The sequence below is a fragment of the Pseudomonas sp. N-137 genome (genome assembly GCF_034555295.1).
In the GTDB taxonomy this organism is placed as follows: domain Bacteria; phylum Pseudomonadota; class Gammaproteobacteria; order Pseudomonadales; family Pseudomonadaceae; genus Aquipseudomonas; species Aquipseudomonas rhizophila.
This window is the reverse complement of sequence record NZ_JAXUDQ010000007.1, coordinates 137,863-156,955: the sequence shown is the minus strand read 5'-3', so window position 1 is coordinate 156,955 and position 19,093 is coordinate 137,863. Positions and strand designations below refer to the sequence as shown.

General features: G+C 59.8%; 17 protein-coding genes. 6 read left to right on the top strand and 11 right to left on the bottom strand.

What is annotated here, in order from left to right; all coding sequences use genetic code 11:
* The first annotated feature begins 187 nt into the window (after positions 1–187).
* A complete protein-coding gene (locus T3A99_RS06790; RefSeq protein WP_107322284.1) occupies positions 188–1,024 on the top strand; it encodes an IclR family transcriptional regulator in 837 nt (278 codons plus the stop codon).
* Positions 1,025–1,068: 44 nt separating this feature from the next.
* Here the strand turns inward: T3A99_RS06790 and T3A99_RS06785 are convergent, their stop codons facing one another.
* Positions 1,069–1,821 (bottom strand): anti-sigma factor family protein, encoded by a 753-nt coding sequence (locus T3A99_RS06785; RefSeq protein WP_047228478.1) that lies wholly within the window; start codon positions 1,819–1,821, stop codon positions 1,069–1,071.
* The gene (locus tag T3A99_RS06780; protein WP_047228477.1) at positions 1,818–2,324 is read right to left on the bottom strand and encodes a sigma-70 family RNA polymerase sigma factor; all 507 of its coding nucleotides are present in this window, start codon (positions 2,322–2,324) and stop codon (positions 1,818–1,820) included. The genes T3A99_RS06785 and T3A99_RS06780 overlap by 4 nt, the downstream gene beginning before the upstream one ends.
* Before the next feature lie 164 nt (positions 2,325–2,488).
* Here T3A99_RS06780 and T3A99_RS06775 point away from each other — a divergent pair, with 164 nt between their 5' ends.
* The gene (locus T3A99_RS06775; protein WP_160891350.1) at positions 2,489–3,571 is read left to right on the top strand and encodes a catalase family peroxidase; all 1,083 of its coding nucleotides are present in this window, start codon (positions 2,489–2,491) and stop codon (positions 3,569–3,571) included.
* Positions 3,568–4,104, top strand: a complete 537-nt coding sequence (locus tag T3A99_RS06770) for a cytochrome b (RefSeq protein ID WP_047228475.1) — start codon at positions 3,568–3,570, stop codon at positions 4,102–4,104. The genes T3A99_RS06775 and T3A99_RS06770 overlap by 4 nt, the downstream gene beginning before the upstream one ends.
* 98 nt (positions 4,105–4,202) lie before the next feature.
* Here the strand turns inward: T3A99_RS06770 and T3A99_RS06765 are convergent, their stop codons facing one another.
* Both T3A99_RS06765 and T3A99_RS06760 read right to left on the bottom strand, forming a co-directional pair.
* Entirely contained in the window at positions 4,203–5,354 is a 1,152-nt protein-coding gene (locus T3A99_RS06765; protein WP_047228474.1) for a M14-type cytosolic carboxypeptidase, read from the bottom strand.
* Between the two features lie 491 nt (positions 5,355–5,845).
* Entirely contained in the window at positions 5,846–6,187 is a 342-nt protein-coding gene (locus T3A99_RS06760) for a DUF6124 family protein (RefSeq protein WP_047228473.1), read from the bottom strand.
* Positions 6,188–6,316: 129 nt separating this feature from the next.
* Here T3A99_RS06760 and T3A99_RS06755 point away from each other — a divergent pair, with 129 nt between their 5' ends.
* Positions 6,317–6,964: a LexA family protein gene (locus T3A99_RS06755; RefSeq protein ID WP_047228472.1), complete on the top strand. Its 648-nt coding sequence runs from the start codon at positions 6,317–6,319 to the stop codon at positions 6,962–6,964.
* Positions 6,965–6,994: 30 nt separating this feature from the next.
* On the opposite strand, the gene T3A99_RS06750 is transcribed toward T3A99_RS06755, so the two are convergent.
* The 4 genes from T3A99_RS06750 to T3A99_RS06735 all read right to left on the bottom strand — a co-directional run bounded on the left by T3A99_RS06750 (position 6,995) and on the right by T3A99_RS06735 (position 12,640).
* Positions 6,995–8,944, bottom strand: a complete 1,950-nt coding sequence (locus T3A99_RS06750; RefSeq protein WP_047228471.1) for an acetyl/propionyl/methylcrotonyl-CoA carboxylase subunit alpha — start codon at positions 8,942–8,944, stop codon at positions 6,995–6,997.
* Positions 8,944–9,759 carry a gamma-carboxygeranoyl-CoA hydratase gene (locus T3A99_RS06745; protein WP_047228470.1) on the bottom strand — a complete coding sequence of 272 codons (816 nt, stop codon included), beginning with the start codon at positions 9,757–9,759 and terminating at the stop codon, positions 8,944–8,946. Before T3A99_RS06745 ends, T3A99_RS06750 begins: the two co-directional genes overlap by 1 nt.
* 13 nt (positions 9,760–9,772) lie before the next feature.
* A complete protein-coding gene (locus tag T3A99_RS06740) occupies positions 9,773–11,377 on the bottom strand; it encodes a carboxyl transferase domain-containing protein (protein ID WP_274090715.1) in 1,605 nt (534 codons plus the stop codon).
* 99 nt (positions 11,378–11,476) lie between these two features.
* Positions 11,477–12,640, bottom strand: a complete 1,164-nt coding sequence (locus tag T3A99_RS06735) for an isovaleryl-CoA dehydrogenase (protein ID WP_256232995.1) — start codon at positions 12,638–12,640, stop codon at positions 11,477–11,479.
* A 185-nt stretch (positions 12,641–12,825) separates the two neighbouring features.
* Here T3A99_RS06735 and T3A99_RS06730 point away from each other — a divergent pair, with 185 nt between their 5' ends.
* Complete coding sequence (locus T3A99_RS06730; RefSeq protein WP_322834153.1) at positions 12,826–14,523, top strand: AMP-binding protein; 1,698 nt, start codon at positions 12,826–12,828, stop codon at positions 14,521–14,523.
* Positions 14,524–15,151: 628 nt separating this feature from the next.
* On the opposite strand, the gene T3A99_RS06725 is transcribed toward T3A99_RS06730, so the two are convergent.
* From T3A99_RS06725 to T3A99_RS06715, 3 genes are all read right to left on the bottom strand, one after another.
* Positions 15,152–16,051 (bottom strand): hydroxymethylglutaryl-CoA lyase, encoded by a 900-nt coding sequence (locus T3A99_RS06725; protein ID WP_322834152.1) that lies wholly within the window; start codon positions 16,049–16,051, stop codon positions 15,152–15,154.
* Between the two features lie 47 nt (positions 16,052–16,098).
* A complete protein-coding gene (locus tag T3A99_RS06720; protein ID WP_047228465.1) occupies positions 16,099–16,500 on the bottom strand; it encodes a MerR family transcriptional regulator in 402 nt (133 codons plus the stop codon).
* Positions 16,501–16,692: 192 nt separating this feature from the next.
* Positions 16,693–17,622, bottom strand: a complete 930-nt coding sequence (locus T3A99_RS06715) for a LysR family transcriptional regulator (protein ID WP_047228464.1) — start codon at positions 17,620–17,622, stop codon at positions 16,693–16,695.
* A gap of 178 nt (positions 17,623–17,800) precedes the next feature.
* Between T3A99_RS06715 and T3A99_RS06710 the strand changes: the two genes are divergently transcribed.
* Complete coding sequence (locus T3A99_RS06710; protein WP_047228463.1) at positions 17,801–19,030, top strand: acyl-CoA dehydrogenase; 1,230 nt, start codon at positions 17,801–17,803, stop codon at positions 19,028–19,030.
* The last annotated feature ends 63 nt before the right edge of the window (positions 19,031–19,093 follow it).

Below are 19,093 nucleotides of genomic sequence, written 5' to 3'. Positions count from 1 at the left end.
AGATACGAAGGGATGCTGCGGGGTGCGTTGGCGCTCGACGTCAAGTCGGCTGCCGCTGTTGTTCGAATCGCCCCTGTATGGACGCAGAGTAGGACGAAGAATAGGATGGGCTCAATGGACTATTTCACTGAGACGATGACTATTTTCATTTTCCTTCAGTGAGTAAATTTAACCAGCGAGAAACTTCATGTCTGATTCCACTGATCGGAATATCGAAAAAAACGAAGTCGGGGTCGGCGCGGTCTCTCGACTGTTTGCCGTGTTGCGCAGCCTGGGTGACACCGTCGAGGGCGGGGAGCGGGTCACGCAACTGGCTCAGCGCATCGGTCTGTCTCAACCCACCACACATCGCATGCTGCGCAGCCTGATGGACGAGGGCATGGTCGAGCAGGATGCGCGCAGCAAACGCTATCGCCTGAGCCTGGACTTTTTTGCCTTGGCCGCGCGTGCCGGGAACACCGGCAACCTGCGTGAGTTGACGCGCCCTGCCATGCTGCGGCTGTCGGCGTCCCTGGGGGATTCGTTGTTTCTGCTGGCGCGCAGTGGTTTCGATGCGATCTGTCTGGACCGCAGTGAAGGTCCTTTCCCGATCCGCACATTCACCGGCGACATAGGCGGTCGCGTGGCGTTGGGCGTGGGGCAGGGCAGCCTGGCGATCCTGGCATTCCTGCCGGAAGAAGAGCGCGACACAGTGATCCAGTACAACCTGCCACGGCTCAAGGATTTTCATTTGTACGATGAAGTCTTCCTGCGCACGGAAGTGGAGAGCGTGCGTGCGCTGGGTTACGCCGGACGCAACACCGGGGTGTTGCAAGGCATGGCCGGGGTGGCTGTGCCAATCCTGGACCGGGAGGGCCGCGCCGTGGCGGCGTTGAGCGTGGCGACCGTGAGTGATCGACTGGGGCCCGACCGGCTGCCGACGGTGGTGGAAATGCTCAAGCGCGAGGCCGCCCTGATCGGACCGCGAGTCAACCCGTTCGACCCGCTGCTGCGCAGACCTTCGCAGGTGTTTGGGCAGGGTTGAATTTCACGGGCATCCCCGACCTCTGTGGGAGCGGGCTGCAGCGCTCAGAAATTCAGGGTTTGCTTGAGCTTTTGCGCCGCTGGCGTATCACTGGGTATGACCATCGCATAGTTGTATCCCGGTCCGGACCAATACTCGGCTTGCAACTCGCCGTCACGACGGCTGCCGCGCGGTAGCAGGAAATTTTTCGGGCCTGGTGGACGCACGTAGAAGCTGATCTTCTGGCCGCTCGGGTCCTGATAAACCACCATCGCCGCCGCGCCTTGCTCGGTGCTCAGCAATCGCCCGCTGACCGGCTTGAATCCTGCCGCCGACAGATCTGGCAGGCGGTCGGCCCGGGTGAAGTAACGGTCGAGCCAGCCTTGCATGGTGCTCTCATCGCCGCCTTGGTAATCGGCCGGCAGGATGCCTTGCTGGGCAAACAATCGATACGCCTGCAAGGCGTCGCTCATGGGCAGCATAGCGCTGACGAGCGTCATCTCCCGGGCCTTCCAGCCGCTCAAACCGCCGACACTGACGGCCAACACCAACACTGCCGCGCTGGCCAGATGGCGATGGAACCGATGTTTCAGGCGTTGGCGGATCGCTGTCGGGTCGAGGTCCGGATTAGGCGCGTGTTGCAGGCCTGCGTTCAGGGCCGCGCGCAAGTGTTGTGCGTCCTGTTGCCAGGCCTGGACCCGGGCGGCGACTTCCGGGTGATTGGCCAGGTAGTTTTCCATCAGACGCTGGTCGGCTTCGCTCAGTTGACGATCGACGAAGGCGTGCAAGTCGTTGTCGCTGGGGGGCATGCTGATCATTTGAGTATCCGCAGGGCAGGGCGGGTGATTTCGCCGTCGCTGAGTTGGCGCAGGGCCTGGCGGGCGCGGGATAGGCGCGACATCACGGTGCCGGTCGGCACGTCGAGGATGTCGGCCACTTGTTGGTAGCTCAAGCCTTCCACCGACACCCACAGCAACAGCGCACGTTGTTCGGTCGTCAGTCGATCGAAAGCCTCGAGGGACGATTGGGCGATCACGCTGCGCTCGGCTGAAGGGTGAGCATCATCGCGACCGGTGAAAAATTCCAGCATGCGTGCATAGCGTCGGGAACGACGATGGCTATCGAGAAACTGTCGATAAAGAATCGAAAACAGCCAGGCCCGAAGGTCACCATCGGCCCGTTTGTCATTCCATTTTGACAATGCCCGCTCCAGGCACGCTTGCACCAGGTCGTCAGCATTGCTGGGGTTGCGCGTCAACGACACGGCAAAACGCCGTAGTCGGGGGATGAGCGTGCGCAACTGTTCGTCGAGTTCGTTCATGGCTGTGCTTCTTTGGCAGTCACTGCGCCGGGAGTGGAAAGACGACTCGCGAACGAGATTATTCCAGCCTGGGAAAAATAAATACGAAGTGTGGGAATAAAACCCTCTGGCTTTCGTCTGACGGGTCCTTTAGTACAAACGGCCTTGGGCCTTGGAGCTTCGTCATGGTTGACCCTTCCTTTGAACCGAGCCGGCCGCCGTTGAGTGCCGCCAGCCTGGCGCTGCGCCTTACCGGCATTGCTGTGATTGTTGCCGCGTTGGCCGGGACATTTGCCTACGTCAACGGAACCCTTGACCCACAACGCCTGACACCGAATGCGCTGGTCAACGTGCTGGAAAAGAACAACGGTGTGCACCCGGGCTTTCGTCGCAATCACTCCAAAGGGGTTTGCGTTGCGGGCTATTTCCAAAGCAGCGGTGAGGCTCGCCCCTATTCCAGTGCCCAAGTCTTCCTGGAGGCGCGCACGCCGGTCGTCGGGCGGTTTGCCTTGCCCAGCGGCAACCCCTACGCGCCGGACAACAGCGTGCCGATCCGCAGCCTGGCGCTGCGCTTCACCCAAGCCAACGGGCAGCAGTGGCGTACCGGCATGAACAGCATGCCGGTGTTTCCGGTGGGCACGCCCGAAGCGTTCTATCAGTTGCAACAGGCACAATCGCCGGATCCGGCCACGGGCAAACCCAACCCTGCGGCCGTACCCGCCTTCTTTGCCGCGCACCCGGAAGCCAAACCGTTCCTGCAATGGATCAAGACGGCCAGGCCATCGGCCAGCTATGCCACCGAAACCTACAACGGCATCAATGCGTTCTATCTGGTCAATCCTGCGGGACAACGCCAGGCGGTGCGGTGGGGCGTGGTGCCAGTGGCTTCGGATGGCACGGGCGTGACGCCACCCCAGGGCGCTGACTTTCTGGAACAGGATCTGGTCAAGCGCCTGGCTGCGGGGCCGTTGCGCTGGCAGCTGAATATCACGTTGGCCAATCCGGGCGATCCGGTGAACGATGCCAGCAAAGCCTGGCCCGAAGATCGAACGGTGCTCAACGCCGGTACGCTGGTGCTGGAGCGCACCCAGTCACAGGACGACGGCGAATGCCGCGACATCAACTATGACCCGCTGATTCTGCCGAGCGGCATCGAAGGTTCAGATGACCCGCTTTTGGCGGCGCGCTCTGCCGCGTATGCCAGTTCGTACTTGCGGCGCACCAGCGAAGTCAGTCAATTGCCCGCCAACCAGGAGTCCCGCCCATGAGCGCCCCTCGACACTTCGCACCGCTGGCTCGACTGCTGCACTGGTTGATGGCATTGATGGTCATTGCCATGCTCTTTATCGGCGCGGGCATGGTGGCCTCGGTGTCCGAGCGCCATGAATGGCTGCTTCAGTTGCACAAACCCTTGGGCATCGCGATTTTGCTGCTGGTGATCGTACGCCTGGTGGTGCGTTTTACGACACGCCAACCACCATTGCCGGCCGATCTGCCAGGCTGGCAGGCGTTGGCGGCCAAGGCGTCCCATGCTCTGTTGTATGCCTTGATGTTGATTCTGCCCCTGTTGGGCTGGGGCATGATTTCAGCGGCGGGAGACCCGGTGATGCTCAGCAGCTCCCTGCAATTGCCTTCCATCGTACCGGCGGATGCCCAGACTTTCGCACTGTTGCGCAAGGCCCACGGCTACCTGGCTTATCTATTGTTCCTGACCGTGCTGGTGCATCTGGCGGCGGCACTGTTTCATGGTTGGGTGCGTCGGGATGAGGTGTTGGACAGTATGTTGCGAGGACGGGATTGAAGTCCCCGCTACCTGTCGACAACCGATAACTTGTGGCGAGGGAATGAATCCCTCGCCACCGAGTGCCCACCACGGGGAGAGCGTTGGATGATGGAGCGTTAGCGCAGCTCGTCGACCATGTCCGCTATGGTGCTCAATACATCCTTGCCCAGTTGCATCGAACGCTTGCCGGACCAGCCGGTGCGAGGATCCGGGTGGTCGTCATGATCCTTGAACGGCATCTCCAGGGTCAGGGACAGGCAGTCGTATTTCTGGCCGACCGCGTTACAAGCCAGGGTCATGTTGGCCAGGCCCGGTGCGTCGCGGGTGTAGCCGTGAGCGGTCTGAAAGTCTTTGGTCTGGTGCTTGAGATCGCTGCGAAAGCGCTCTTCGAGTTCGGCAATGCGTGGCGTGTAGCCGGGGTTGCCTTCGCAACCGGCAGTGAAGACGTGAGGGATTTCCTCGTCACCGTGAACGTCCAGGAACAAATCTACGCCGTATTTTTCCATTTGCTGCTGTACGAAAAATACCTCAGGACTGATTTCCGGACTGGCGTTCTGCCAAGCGCGGTTGAGATCCTGCCCCATGGCATTGGTACGCAGATGGCCGTGGAAGGCACCGTCAGGATTCATGTTGGGCACCAGATACAGATCGGCCTTGGCAAGCAGTCGGTTCAAGCGCGTGTCGTCCTGATGCTGCAGGCGTTCGATCACGCCCTCCATGAACCACTCGGCCATGTGCTCGCCGGGATGCTGCTGGGCGATGATCCAGACTTTGCGTCGACCTTCGGCACCGCTGCCCTTGCGCAGTAGTTGAATGTCGCGGCCTTCCACGCTTTTGCCGACGGCCAGCAGTTCGGTCCCGGCCTTGTGCAGAGCCTGCTCGATCAACCAGTCGTGACGACCACGGCTGTAGGGTTCGAAATAGGCAAACCAGGCATGGGACTGTTCGGCTTCCAGGTGAAAGCGCAGGGCGTCGCCTTCGAACTGTGTGGGAATACGGAACCAGTTGACGTGATCATAAGAGGCAACGGCCTGGTAACCCGTCCATGCCTTGTTGTAGGACGATTGACTGGCATTGAGCAAACGAAAGGAATATTCCTGGCCGACATGCAAGCCACTGGCCTTGAAGTGGAACCACTGGAAGTGGGCGCTACGGGTGTCGGGTCTGATCTTCAGCAGTGATTGCAAAGGATTGCTGATGTCGACGATCTCGATGTTGCCGCTGTCGAAATTGGCGCTGATATCAAAGGAAGATTTAGCCACGGTCACGATTCCTGTGATGGATTTTATGACCGTTACTTTACACGCAAGGAGGAGGATGTCGGGACGATTTGCGTGACAGAAAAGAGGGGGCGTCCTCCCTGGACGCTATTGGAGCTTAGTGAGTCCGCGATTGATTCTCAAGTGCTGCCTGTCGATAGTTTTCGTCGGTATGGCGTGGAGTGCTTGAAAAGGGATATTCATTTGCTATCATCGCCGCCATCGAATGAGCGACACCCAAAAGACTTCATTAGCCTGAAGCCATAAGCCGAAAAATCGGCAAAAAAAGACCCGGCAAAAAGCCGGGTCAAAAACCGTGATTAGCCTGATGAGGAGATATTCCAGAAGTCCGACCTAAGGTCTTCTGGCCTATCGACTGATCTCGCGACCAGCTGATGCAATAATAATCATTATCATTTGCAAGTCAAATGTTTTTATCCTGCCTATTGGAAAATATTTTCCTGGTCCCGCATTCGCGGTGCCATTCCCAAGTGTTACGCCTAGCGAGTAGGGTAGCCATCTAGTGACCGGTCAAGCATCACCTTGACCAGATCAATCATATGCACCACTGAAAAAGCCAGGTCGCGGCTCGACCCTTGTAGTCGACTGGCGGATTCCTGGGCGGTGGCGGCCGCACAGCGCAGCAGGTCGCAAGCATGGACCAAGGCCTCTTCTGCGCTGATGTTGCGGTTTACGTCGAAGAAGCGATGTTCTGCAGGCGCTTCTGACATACCCGGTTTCAAGTAGTAGTCCAGAGCGCGTTGGGCCGCCGGGCAGTCCTTCAGCGAGGTGAGTGTACTGTCGAAAGGGCGGGTGGGCTCATCGTTGTTGAGTCTGTCCATGGTGTCTAGATTCTCCGTGTAGGGGCTGAAATCCTGAATCCAGAATAGTACCTATCGTAATTGTGACGATAATTTAATTACTACATTTTGTGTTTTGATGGTCGGAGCCAGCCAAGTATCGTGCCGCTCATGGATAAATGGATAGAGTTGGTCAAGGCCAAGATGAAGGAGCTGCGCATCACGCAAGTGGTGCTCGCAGAACGTTTGGGGATGTCCCAGGGCGGCGTCGGCCATTGGCTGACCAAGCGCCGGCAACCCAGTGTCGACGACATGAACCGGGTCCTGCGGGAGCTGGGGCTGGAGTTTCTGGAAGTGGCGATGGTGATCCGCGAGCCGGACACCTCCACCGAGGAAGGCATGGCCCTGGCGCAGAAGTACAATCCGTACTTCCGCTACCCGGTAAGTGATTGGAGCGAGGTAGGCGGGATTCGCGAAGGCGATCTGGCGTCCTACAGCCAGGCGCGCTATGAGCTGACGGACTATCACGCTCAGGGGGACGCATTCTGGCTCGTGGTGGTGGGAGATGCGATGACGTCACCCAGCGGGTTGAGCATTCCCGAGGGTATGTCGATCCTGGTGGACCCGGCCATTGACGCGGTGCCAGGCAAACTGGTGGTTGCCCAATTGCCTGACAGCAGTGACGCCACCTTTCGCAAGTTGATTGAAGAGAGCGGGCAGCCTTACCTGGTCCCGCTCAATCCCACCTACCCGAAAACCCTGTACACCGAGCAATGCCGCATCATCGGTGTGGTCGTGCAGGCCACCATCAGGTTCTGAATGGATCGGCCCGTGGGAGCGGGCCGATACTTACTCTTCGAACTCCACCAACGCGCAGCCCTCGCTGACCATTTCACCTTCCTGGCAATACAGTGCCTTGATCACACCGGCTTGGGGCGCGCGAATGCTGTGCTCCATTTTCATCGCCTCCAATACCACCAGTTGCGCCCCGGCTTCCACCGTCTGTCCGGCGCTCACCAGCACCCGAACGATACTGCCGTTCATGGGGGCGGTCAGGCCGCCTTGGTGGCTGTGGCTGGCTTCGGCGGCGGCCAGCGGGTCGTACACGTCGACTCGGTGCAGGTCACCTTCCCATTGCAGATACAGGCTGTCGCCCTGGCGAATGGCGCGATGCCTGCGCCGCAGGCCATTGTGCTCGGTCACCAGTTGCTCACCCCGGAATTCTGTACGACCAGCCGTGACGTCCAGGGTCAATGCTCGATCCTGGCCCTCACAGCTAAGGTGCACAGTGGTCTGTCTTGGCAGCCCCAGACGCAGTCCGGCGGTGTTGGCCCAAGGTGAGTTGGCGTCATCGGACCGTGCATGCGGCGTCAGACTCAAGGCGAAGCCATGGGCCGCCGCGAGCCAGAAGTCGTCATCCAATTCGCCGGGCTCCGGCAAAAGTTGCGTCTGATAACGTGGGATAAATCCAGTGTCCAGCTCCGCCGCCGCAAAGGCGGGGTGGGCCACGATGCGTCGTAGAAATCCGATGTTGGTTTTCAGCCCGCCGATGGCAAACTCATCGAGCATGCTCAAAAGCCGCAACCGCGCCTGTTCACGATCCTCGCCCCAGGCAATCAGCTTGCCGAGCATCGGGTCGTAGAACGGTGAAATCTCATCGCCTTCCTCCACGCCGCTGTCGACCCGACGACCCGGTGCCGCACTCGACTCGCGATACAACGCCAGGCGCCCGGTAGCCGGCAGGAAGTCGTTGGCCGGGTCTTCGGCGTACAGGCGCACTTCGATAGCGTGGCCCCGCAGTGGCACTTGCTCCTGTGTCATGGGAAGCCGCTCGCCACGTGCCACGCGAATCTGCCATGCCACCAGATCGAGGCCGGTAATGGCTTCGGTGACCGGGTGTTCGACTTGCAGGCGCGTGTTCATCTCCATGAAGAAGAACTCACCGCGTGCATCCAGCAAAAACTCCACGGTACCGGCACCGACATAACCGATGGCTTGAGCCGAGCGCACGGCGGCTTCACCCATGGCACGCCGCAGTTGTGGGGTGAGGCCGGGGGCAGGGGCTTCTTCCACCACTTTCTGATGCCGACGCTGGATCGAGCAATCACGCTCATTGAGGTACAGACAGTTGCCGTGCTGATCGGCAAAGATCTGGATTTCCACGTGCCGTGGCTTGAGCAGGTATTTTTCCACCAGCATCCGCGAATCGCCAAACGACGATTGCGCTTCACGCTGGGCCGAAGCCAGGGCTTCGGCCAGTTGGCTGACGTCCTCGACCACTTTCATGCCTTTGCCGCCGCCACCGGCAGTGGCCTTGAGCAGTACCGGATAGCCAATGCGTTCGCAGGCGTCGCGGAAGGTCTCCAGGTCCTGGGCTTCGCCGTGATAACCGGGCACCAGAGGCACACCGGCGGTTTCCATGAGGGCTTTGGCGGCGGACTTGCTGCCCATGGCATCAATGGCCGAGGCGGGCGGGCCGAGGAAGATCAAGCCGGCGTTTTCGATGGCCCGGGCGAACCCGGCATTTTCCGAAAGAAAACCATACCCTGGATGGATGGCCTGGGCGCCGCTGGTCTTGGCCGCGTCGATCAGTTTGTCGATTTGCAAATAGCTGTCAGCGGCCTTGCTACCGCCCAGGTCAACGCGGATATCGGCTTCACGGCTGTGACGGGCATCGCGGTCGGTGGCGCTGTGGACGGCCACTGTGGTCAGCCCCATGGCCTTGGCGGTGCGCATCACGCGACAAGCGATTTCACCACGGTTGGCCACCAGCAACGTGGTGAGGATGGGGACGCTCATCAACGCGGCTCCTTGTTGTTCGATTCGGCCTGCCAGCTGGGCGAGCGCTTTTGCAGGAACGCTCGTAAACCTTCCTGGCCTTGCGCACTGACGCGGATGCGGGCGATGGCGTTTTCGGTGTAGCGCCGCAATGCAGGTGTGAGGGCGCCGTTGCCGACTTCACGCAACAGTTCCTTGCTGGCGCGCATGGCCGCCGGACTGTTGAGCAACAGGTTGTCGACCCATTGTTCGACCTGCTGGTCCAGTGTTTCGGCCGGGTAACTTTCCGACAGCAGACCGATTTCTTTTGCCCGTTGTCCGTCGAAGCGTTCCGCGGTCAGGGCGTAACGCCGCGCGGCCCGCTCTCCGATGGCTTGCACCACGAACGGGCTGATCACCGCCGGCGCCAGGCCAATGCGTACTTCCGACAGACAGAACTGCGCTTGATCAGCGCCAATGGCCATGTCGCAGGCGCTGATCAGCCCCAGCGCACCGCCAAACGCTGCGCCCTGGACCACCGCCACGGTAGGAATTTTCAACTTGGCGAGGTTGTACATCAGCTCCGCCAGTTCCCGGGCGTCGTCCAGGTTGGTGTGGTAATCGAGTTCGGCCGACTGCTGCATCCAGGCCAGGTCGGCACCGGCGCTGAAGTGTTTACCGCGACCACGGATCAGCAGAAAACGCAGGTTCGGATCACTGCTGACATGGTCCAGGGCAAGGATCAGCTCGCGGATCATTTCGGCGTTGAACGCGTTGTTTTTCTGCTCACGGCTGAGCCACAAGGTCGCAAAGCCGCGGGGGTCGCTGAGCAGTTCGAGGGTGTTGAAGTTATCCATGTGCATTCCCCGTTTACATCCGGAACACGCCGAAGCGGCTCGGTTCGATGGGCGCGTTCAATGACGCGGACAAGGCCAGGCCCAGTACATCGCGGGTCTGGGCCGGGTCGATGACCCCGTCGTCCCACAGCCTCGCGCTGGAATAGTAGGGGTGGCCCTGCTCTTCGTACTGATCGAAAATCGGTTGTTTGATTTCAGCTTCTTGGGCGGCGCTGAACGGATGGCCGCTACGTTCGGCCTGTTCGCGCTTGACCTGCACCAGTACGCCGGCGGCCTGTTCGGCACCCATCACGCCAATCCGCGCATTCGGCCACATCCACAGGAACCGTGGGTCGTAGGCGCGGCCGCACATGCCATAGTTGCCGGCACCAAAGCTACCGCCGATGATGACCGTGAATTTCGGCACCTTGGCGCAGGCCACCGCCGTCACCAGCTTCGCGCCGTGCTTGGCGATGCCGCCGGCTTCGTATTTTTGCCCGACCATGAACCCCGTGATGTTTTGCAGGAACAGCAGCGGGATACCGCGTTGACAGGCCAGCTCGATAAAGTGCGCGCCTTTTTGCGCGGCTTCGGCGAAGAGGATGCCATTGTTGGCGAGAATCGCGATCGGGTAGCCGTGCAAGTGAGCAAAACCGCAGACCAGCGTCGTCCCGAACAGCGCCTTGAACTCATCGAACACCGAACCGTCCACCAGCCGCGCAATCACTTCACGCACGTCAAACGGCTGCTTGGCGTCCGCCGAAACCACGCCGTACAGCTCGTCGCTCGAATACAGCGGGGCGATGGGGGCACGTTGCTGCACTTCGCCGAGCTTGTGCCAGTTGAGGTTGGCAATGCTGCGGCGGGCAATGGCCAGGGCGTGTTCATCGCTGTCGGCGTAGTGATCGGCGACGCCGGAGATCTTGCAGTGCACATCGGCACCGCCCAGGTCTTCAGCACTGACCACCTCTCCGGTGGCCGCTTTCACCAGCGGTGGGCCGGCCAGGAAGATCGTGGCTTGCTGGCGAACCATGATCGCTTCGTCGGCCATCGCCGGCACATAGGCGCCACCGGCGGTGCAGGAGCCCATGACCACGGCAATTTGTGGAATGCCCATGGCGCTCATGTTCGCCTGATTGAAGAAGATCCGCCCGAAGTGCTCACGGTCGGGAAACACTTCGTCCTGGCGCGGCAGGTTGGCGCCGCCGGAGTCCACCAGGTATATGCACGGCAAACGGTTCTGTTGAGCGATGGTCTGCGCGCGCAGGTGCTTTTTCACGGTCAGCGGGTAATACGAACCACCTTTTACGGTGGCATCGTTGGCGACAATCATGCACTCGACGCCTTCCACCCGGCCGATCCCGGCAATCACGCCAGCGGCCGGCACGTCTTCGCCATACACCTCGTAAGCTGCCAATTGGCTGATCTCGAGAAACGGCGAACCCGGATCGAGCAAGCGATTGATGCGCTCACGGGGCAGCAGTTTGCCCCGCGAGGTGTGGCGCTCCTGCGCCTTGGGGCCGCCACCTTGTTGAACCTGAGCGAGCAGGGTGTGCAAAGCGTCGACCTGTTTGAGCATCGCCTCGCGGTTGGCAATAAATTCCGCTGAGCGCGGATTGAGCTGGGTATGCAGAATCATAGGGCTACTCCGTAGCAGCTATAAGCCACGAGCCACAAGCTGCAAGCAAGAGCGCGGTTCTCTTGCTGCTTTAAGCTTGTCGCTTGTAGCTGACGAAATTCATTTCGTCTCGTTGAACAGTTCACGACCGATCAACATCCGACGAATCTCACTGGTACCAGCACCGATTTCGTACAGCTTGGCGTCACGCAGCAGGCGACCGGCGGGGAATTCATTGATGTAGCCGTTACCCCCCAGAATCTGGATCGCGTCGAGGGCCATCTGCGTGGCGCGTTCGGCGCTGTAGAGGATGACCCCGGCGGCGTCCTTGCGGGTGGTTTCGCCGCGCTCGCAGGCTTGGGCCACGGCATAGAGATAGGCTCGGCTGGCGTTGAGCTGGGTGTACATGTCCGCGACTTTGCCCTGGATCAACTGGAATTCGCCGATGCTCTGGCCGAACTGCTTGCGGTCGTGGATGTACGGCACGATCAGGTCCATGCAGGCCTGCATGATTCCGGTAGGGCCGCCCGACAGCACGACACGCTCGTAATCGAGGCCGCTCATCAACACTTTCACGCCGCCGTTGAGCACCCCGAGGATGTTTTCTTCCGGGACTTCGACGTCATCGAAAAACAACTCGCAGGTGTTGGAGCCGCGCATGCCGAGCTTGTCGAATTTGTTGCTGCGACTGAAGCCTTTCCAGTCGCGCTCGACGATGAAAGCAGTAATACCGTGGGGGCCTTTTTCCAGGTCAGTCTTGGCGTAGATCACGTAGGTGTTGGCGTCGGGACCGTTGGTGATCCAGGTCTTGCTGCCGTTGAGCACGTAGTGGTCGCCGCGCTTGTCGGCCCGCAACTTCATCGACACCACGTCAGAGCCGGCGTTGGGTTCGCTCATGGCCAGTGCGCCGATGTGTTCGCCGCTGATCAGCTTGGGCAGGTACTTGGTTTTCTGTTCGTGATTGCCGTTGCGGTTGATCTGGTTGACGCAGAGGTTGGAGTGGGCGCCGTAGGAGAGGGCGACCGAGGCCGAGCCGCGGCTGATTTCTTCCATTGTCACCACGTGGGCCAGATAACCCAGGCCAGCGCCGCCATATTCTTCCGGGACGGTGATGCCCAGCAGGCCCATGTCGCCGAATTTGCGCCACATGTCGGCAGGGAACAGGTTGTCGATGTCTATCTGGGCGGCCCGTGGCGCTAGCTCAGCTTTGACGAAGGCCTGCACCTGATCACGGAGCATGTCGATGGTTTCGCCGAGGGCAAAGTTCAGGGATGGGTAGCTCATGGGACACCTTTTGGATTTTTTGTCGGGTGTGGAGAGGGGATTGGCTCTCACCTTTACGTTAACGTAAGCCTGTGACGAATGGCTGTCAATCACCCTTTACGTTAACGTCAACTTACGCCAAAGTAAGTGCGCTTGAGTCAGCAGGTTCACCGATACACCCACTAATAAAGACAAGAGGGGTCATCATGGATCAACCCGGTTCGCAATCGCAGCTCAGCTACACCCGCGGCTCCCAGGACAAGACTCTGCTGGCGCACACCATCGGCGAGGCCTTTGATCAGACTGTGGCCCGGTATCCCGATGGCGAGGCGTTGGTGGTTCGCCATCAATCGCTGCGTTATACCTGGCGCCAACTGGCCGAAGCCGTCGACTTGCATGCCCGAGCCCTGTTGGCGCTGGGCTTGAAAGCCGGCGACCGTCTTGGCGTGTGGGCCCCCAACTGTGCTCAGTGGTGCATCAGCCAGTTCGCCAGTGCGAAGATCGGTGTCATTCTGGTCAACATCAACCCGGCGTATCGCAGTTCCGAACTCGAATACGTGCTCAAGCAGTCAGGTTGCCAATGGCTGGTCTGCGCCGCAGCGTTCAAAACTTCGGATTATCACGCCATGGTGCAAGCGCTCGCGCCTGAACTGGCGGAGCAATCGATAGGCCAGTTGCACAGCGAGCGTCTGCCGCTGCTACGAGGCGTGATCAGTCTGGACGCCCAACCACCGTCAGGCTTTTTACCCTGGTCACAACTGGCAGCCCTTGGCGCTGCGGTTTTGCCTGAGCAACTGATCGAGCGCCAGGCCAGCCTGCATCATGATGACCCGGTGAATATCCAGTACACCTCCGGCACCACCGGGTTCCCCAAGGGCGCGACCCTCAGCCATCACAACATCCTCAACAATGGTTACATGGTCGGCGAAAGCCTGGGTCTGACGGCGAGCGACCGGCTGGTGATCCCGGTACCGCTCTACCATTGTTTCGGCATGGTCATGGGCAATCTGGGCTGCATGACCCACGGCAGCACCATGATCTACCCCAACGACGCCTTCGATCCGTTGCTGACCCTGCGTACCGTGGCCGAAGAAAAAGCCACGGCGCTGTATGGTGTGCCCACCATGTTCATCGCCATGCTGGACCAGCCGCAACGAGGCGATTTTGATTTGTCCAGCCTGCGCACCGGGATCATGGCCGGGGCCACTTGCCCTATTGAGGTGATGCGCCGGGTCATCAACGAGATGCACATGGCCGAAGTGCAGATTGCCTACGGCATGACGGAGACCAGTCCTGTGTCGTTGCAGACCGGTCCTTCAGACGAACTGGAATTGCGCGTGACCACCGTTGGCCGTACCCAGCCGCAGTTGGAGAGCAAGATCGTCGACGAGGCCGGCAATATCGTTGCCCGTGGCACCATCGGCGAGTTGTGTACCCGTGGCTACAGCGTGATGCTCGGCTACTGGGACAACCCCAGCGGCACTGCTGACGCCATCGATCAGGACGGCTGGATGCACACCGGCGACCTGGCGACCATGAACGAACAGGGTTATGTCTGCATCGTCGGACGCAACAAGGACATGATCATCCGAGGCGGTGAGAACATTTACCCGCGTGAGCTGGAAGAATTTTTCTTCACCCACCCCGCAGTGGCTGATGTGCAAGTGATCGGCATTCCGTGCTCGCGCTACGGTGAAGAAATCGTCGCCTGGATCAAGTTCCATCCCGGCCACAGCGCCACCGAGCAAGCGTTGCAGGCCTGGTGCAAAGAGCGCATTGCCCACTTCAAGACGCCACGTCATTTCAAGTTCGTCGAGGAGTTCCCGATGACCGTGACCGGCAAGATCCAGAAGTTCCGCATGCGCGAAATCAGCATTGAAGAACTGCGCGAAAAGGAAAACTGAGAAAAATCCCCTGTGGGAGCGGGCTTGCTCGCGAATGCGGTGTGTCAACCGAGGTGATATGGCTGACACATCGCCGCGGAAAACCCAAATCCCAGATAGCACAAAGGGGAGCCGAAGCTCCCCTTTAATTTTGTCGTTACGTGCTCTTTTTTTATTATTGAGGGGCGGCCTGTTGTTGTTTTTAGTAGCCGTGACCCTTTACCGCTGTTTTGGTGATCCCCATCCGGGATCAAGAGCAAACGTATTTTTTTGAGCGCTGACCTGCTTTTTCGCTTCGCGATCCAACCGATTCGGGGGCTACCTGAAGGTAGTTTTATTGTTCTCTGCCCGGTTGCGGGTTGCTCCTGAAAGCACCCTGAAAAGCCCATCCTCTCCAAAAAAATCTGTTAGCTGCGCCTCTGTCGTGTTGTTTTTGTTATGTCAGAGTCGTTTCGTCTTGTTTTTATTGGGTGTATCGCATTTTTTATTTTTGTTATGTCAAAGGTATAGCAGGGTGCGTGCCAACTTTTATGAATGCTTTATAAATCAATGGCTTGGGTTTTTTGTCGGAAATATCCGTCCGTCCAGACCTGACAAATTGTTTCCGTGTTACTCGTTTCGTAGCTGTTACACCGGGAGCGGTAACACCTCACTGTGCGGCGCGCGCCTTGGCTACCCGCGAACCGGTAGGGCGACCCAGTACGTCACAGATCTGCCGGCCGGCAGCCATCAGTGCGTCCAGGTCGACGCCAGTTTCAATGCCCAGGCCATTGAGCAGGTACAACACGTCTTCGGTGGCAACGTTACCGCTGGCGCCCTTGGCATACGGGCAACCGCCCAGGCCTGCGACAGAACTGTCGAACACGGCGATGCCTTCCAGCAGACTGGCGTAGACGTTGGCCATGGCTTGGCCGTAGGTATCGTGGAAGTGCCCGGCGAGCTTGTCCCTGGGCACTTCAGCCGAAACCACCTCGAACATCTTGCGTGTGGCGCCAGCGGTGCCGGTGCCGATGGTGTCCCCCAAGGACACCTCGTAGCAGCCCATTGCGTACAGTTCGCGGGCGACCCACGCCACTTGTTCGGGCTTGACCGCGCCTTCGTACGGGCAGCCCAGCACGCAGGAGACGTAACCGCGCACGCTGACACCGTTCTGCCGGGCGGCTTCCATGATCGGCGCAAAGCGCTCAAGGCTTTCCTTGATGGAACAGTTGATGTTGCGCTGGGAGAATGCTTCGGACGCGGCGGCGAACACGGCGACCTCTTTCACGCCGGCCGCCAGCGCGTCTTCAAAACCCCGCAGGTTCGGCGCCAGGGCGCCATAGGTGACGCCGGGTTTGCGCTGTATCTGCGCGAACACCTCGGCGGAGCCGGCCATTTGCGGCACCCACTTGGGCGAGACAAAACTGCCGGCTTCGATATAACCCAGGCCGGCGGCGCTCAGGGCGTCCACCAGGTGCACCTTGTCGGCGACACTGATGGGTTGTGCTTCATTCTGCAGGCCGTCGCGAGGGCCAACTTCAATCAGGCGTACAAAGGAGGGAAGGGACATGGGGATTGACCTGTAGTGGGCTGCCAGTATCAAGAGGATGACAATGATTACTGCACGGTTTCCTGACCTTTGATCGTCTGCTCCAGGGCCTGGATGCAGCGTTCTTCGGCGGTGTCGAGTTCCAGCTTCATCTGTTCGATGTCCAGCAGTTGCTGTTCGAGCTGTTCCCGACGTTCGGTGATCTTCGCCAGCATGCTGTGCAGTTGTTTCTGGTTGCCGCTGGTGGGGTCGTAGAGTTCGATCAGTTCACGGCACTCGGCCAGGGAAAAACCGATGCGCTTGCCCCGCAGGATCAGCTTCAGGCTGACCTTGTCCCGAGGCGAATAAATGCGTTCCTGGCCACGTCGCTCCGGGCTCAGCAGGCCTTGCTCTTCATAGAAGCGGATGGCCCGGGTGGTGATATCCAGTTCGCGGGCGAGGTCGGAGATGCTGTAGGTCTGGCTGCTCATGGAAGCGCTCGAAACGAAAGGGGCTGGCGCTAAGCTAATGGCAGGTTGACGTTCACGTCAAGCAATCAGATCCCAATGCAGACACACCCCTTGTGGGAGCGAGCCTGCTCGCGATAGCGGTATACCTGTCAGCATTAATGTTGACTGACCCGGCGCCATCGCGAGCAGGCTCGCTCCCACAATTTTGATCGCCTAAACCTTGTCGAGCTTCTTCTCATGCGCCGTCACCTGCTGGCACAGCTCGATCATCTGTTCGCGCATCCAGCGATTGGCCGGGTCCTGGTCGGTGCTTTCATGCCAGTAGAGATGGGTTTCCACGGGGGGCACATCGTTGACCGGCAACACGAAGGCATGCAGATCGTGACGACGGGCAAAGCGCTCGGGGACGGTCATGACCATGTCAGTCTGTTGCAACACCTGGGACGCCATCAAGTAATGCTGGGAGCGCAGGGCGATCTTGCGCTGGATGCCCATCTTGCCCAGGGCCAGGTCGACATAACCCAGACCGTTACGGCGGCTGGAAATATGCACATGAGTCTGGGCCAGGTAATCATCGAGGCTGATTTTTTCCTTGCCCGCCAGTGGGTGCCCCTTGCGCATGGCGCACACGTACCGGTCTTCCATCAGCTTGACGTGGCGCACTTGCGGGTCGGTATTGAGTGGCGCGTCGACGGCGAAGTCGAGGCGACCGGCGGCCAGTTCCTTGGTGGTTTCACGGCGCTTGGACAGGAAGCTCTCGATGGCCACGGTCGGCGCCAGGCGTCGCAGGCGCTGGAACAACAGCGGCAGGATCACGCCTTCGGTGAGGTCGGTCATGCTGATGCGGTAGGTCTTGACCGCCTGCAGCGGATTGAAAATCCGGCTTTCCTGCACCGACACCCGCAGCAACGATAAGGCATTGCGCACCGGGCCAATGATGTTCTGGGCCATGGGCGTGGGCACCATGCCCTGGGCCGTGCGCACGAACAGCGGGTCATTGAAGGTCTCACGCAAACGCGCCAGGGCATTGGACACCGCCGGCTGAGTGATGCCGACGATCTGTCCGGCGCGGGTCAGGTTGGCTTCGGTGTAGATCGCGTCAAAAACGATAAAAAGGTTGAGGTCGACCTTGCTCAGATTCATGGCGCTGCACTCTTGTTCTTGGGCTTGTTGTGAGGTGCCGGGTGGCGATGCAAATCAGTGAACCATATATCGGTGATGAATGTTAATACACGCCGAGAATAGGTTAGGTAAATTTTCGTAGCTGAACTAGCATCGATTTCATGACCTAAAAACAACCTCTGCCAAGAAGGTGCTTCTCATGGATTTTGCGTATTCCCCCAAGGTTCAGGAACTGCGTGAACGTGTCACCGCGTTCATGGACGCCTACGTATACCCGGCTGAAGCAGTGTTCGAACGACAAGTGGCCGAAGGCGACCGCTGGCAGCCCACCGCCATCATGGAAGAGCTCAAGGCCAAGGCCAAAGCCGAGGGGCTGTGGAATCTGTTCCTGCCCGAGTCTGAGCTGGGCGCTGGCCTGACCAACCTCGAATACGCGCCGTTGGCAGAGATCATGGGCCGTTCGTTGCTGGGGCCGGAGCCGTTCAACTGCTCGGCGCCGGACACGGGCAACATGGAAGTGCTGGTGCGTTACGCCAATGAAGAACAGAAACAACGCTGGCTGGAACCGCTGCTGCGCGGCGAGATCCGTTCGGCCTTCGCCATGACCGAGCCGGACGTTGCTTCTTCGGACGCCACCAACATGGCCGCCCGCGCCGAGCGCGATGGCGACGAGTGGGTGATCAACGGCAAGAAGTGGTGGACCTCCGGGGCCTGTGATCCGCGCTGCAAGATTCTGATCTTCATGGGCCTGAGCAACCCCGACGCGCCGCGTCATGCCCAGCACTCGATGATTCTGGTGCCGGTGGACACGCCTGGGGTAAAAATCGTACGTCCGCTGCCGGTATTCGGCTACGACGATGCGCCCCACGGCCACGCCGAAGTGCTGTTCGACAATGTGCGGGTGCCGTACGAAAACGTCTTGCTGGGCGAAGGGCGCGGTTTTGAAATTGCCCAGGGTCGCCTCGGCCCGGGTCGGATCCACCACTGCATGCGTTCCATTGGCATGGCCGAGCGTGCATTGGAGTTGATGTGCAAACGTGCCGTCAGCCGCACCGCCTTCGGCCAGCCGTTGGCGCGCCTGGGCGGCAACGTCGACAAGATCGCCGATTCACGGATGGAAATCGACATGGCGCGCCTGCTGACCCTGAAAGCGGCGTACATGATGGACACCGTCGGTAATAAGGTCGCCAAGAGTGAGATCGCCCAGATCAAGGTCGTTGCGCCGAACGTGGCCTTGAAGGTTATCGACCGGGCCATCCAGATCCACGGCGGGGCAGGGGTTTCCAACGATTTCCCGCTGGCCTACATGTACGCCATGCAACGCACCTTGCGCCTGGCCGACGGCCCGGATGAAGTGCACCGCGCCGCCATCGGCAAGTTCGAGATCGGCAAGTACGTGCCCAAGGAGATGTTGCGCAGCGGGCGCTAGGAAGTTAGCCCACTACGAGCCTTTGTGGGAGCAAAGCTTGCTTCCACAGGCTCATCTTGTGGG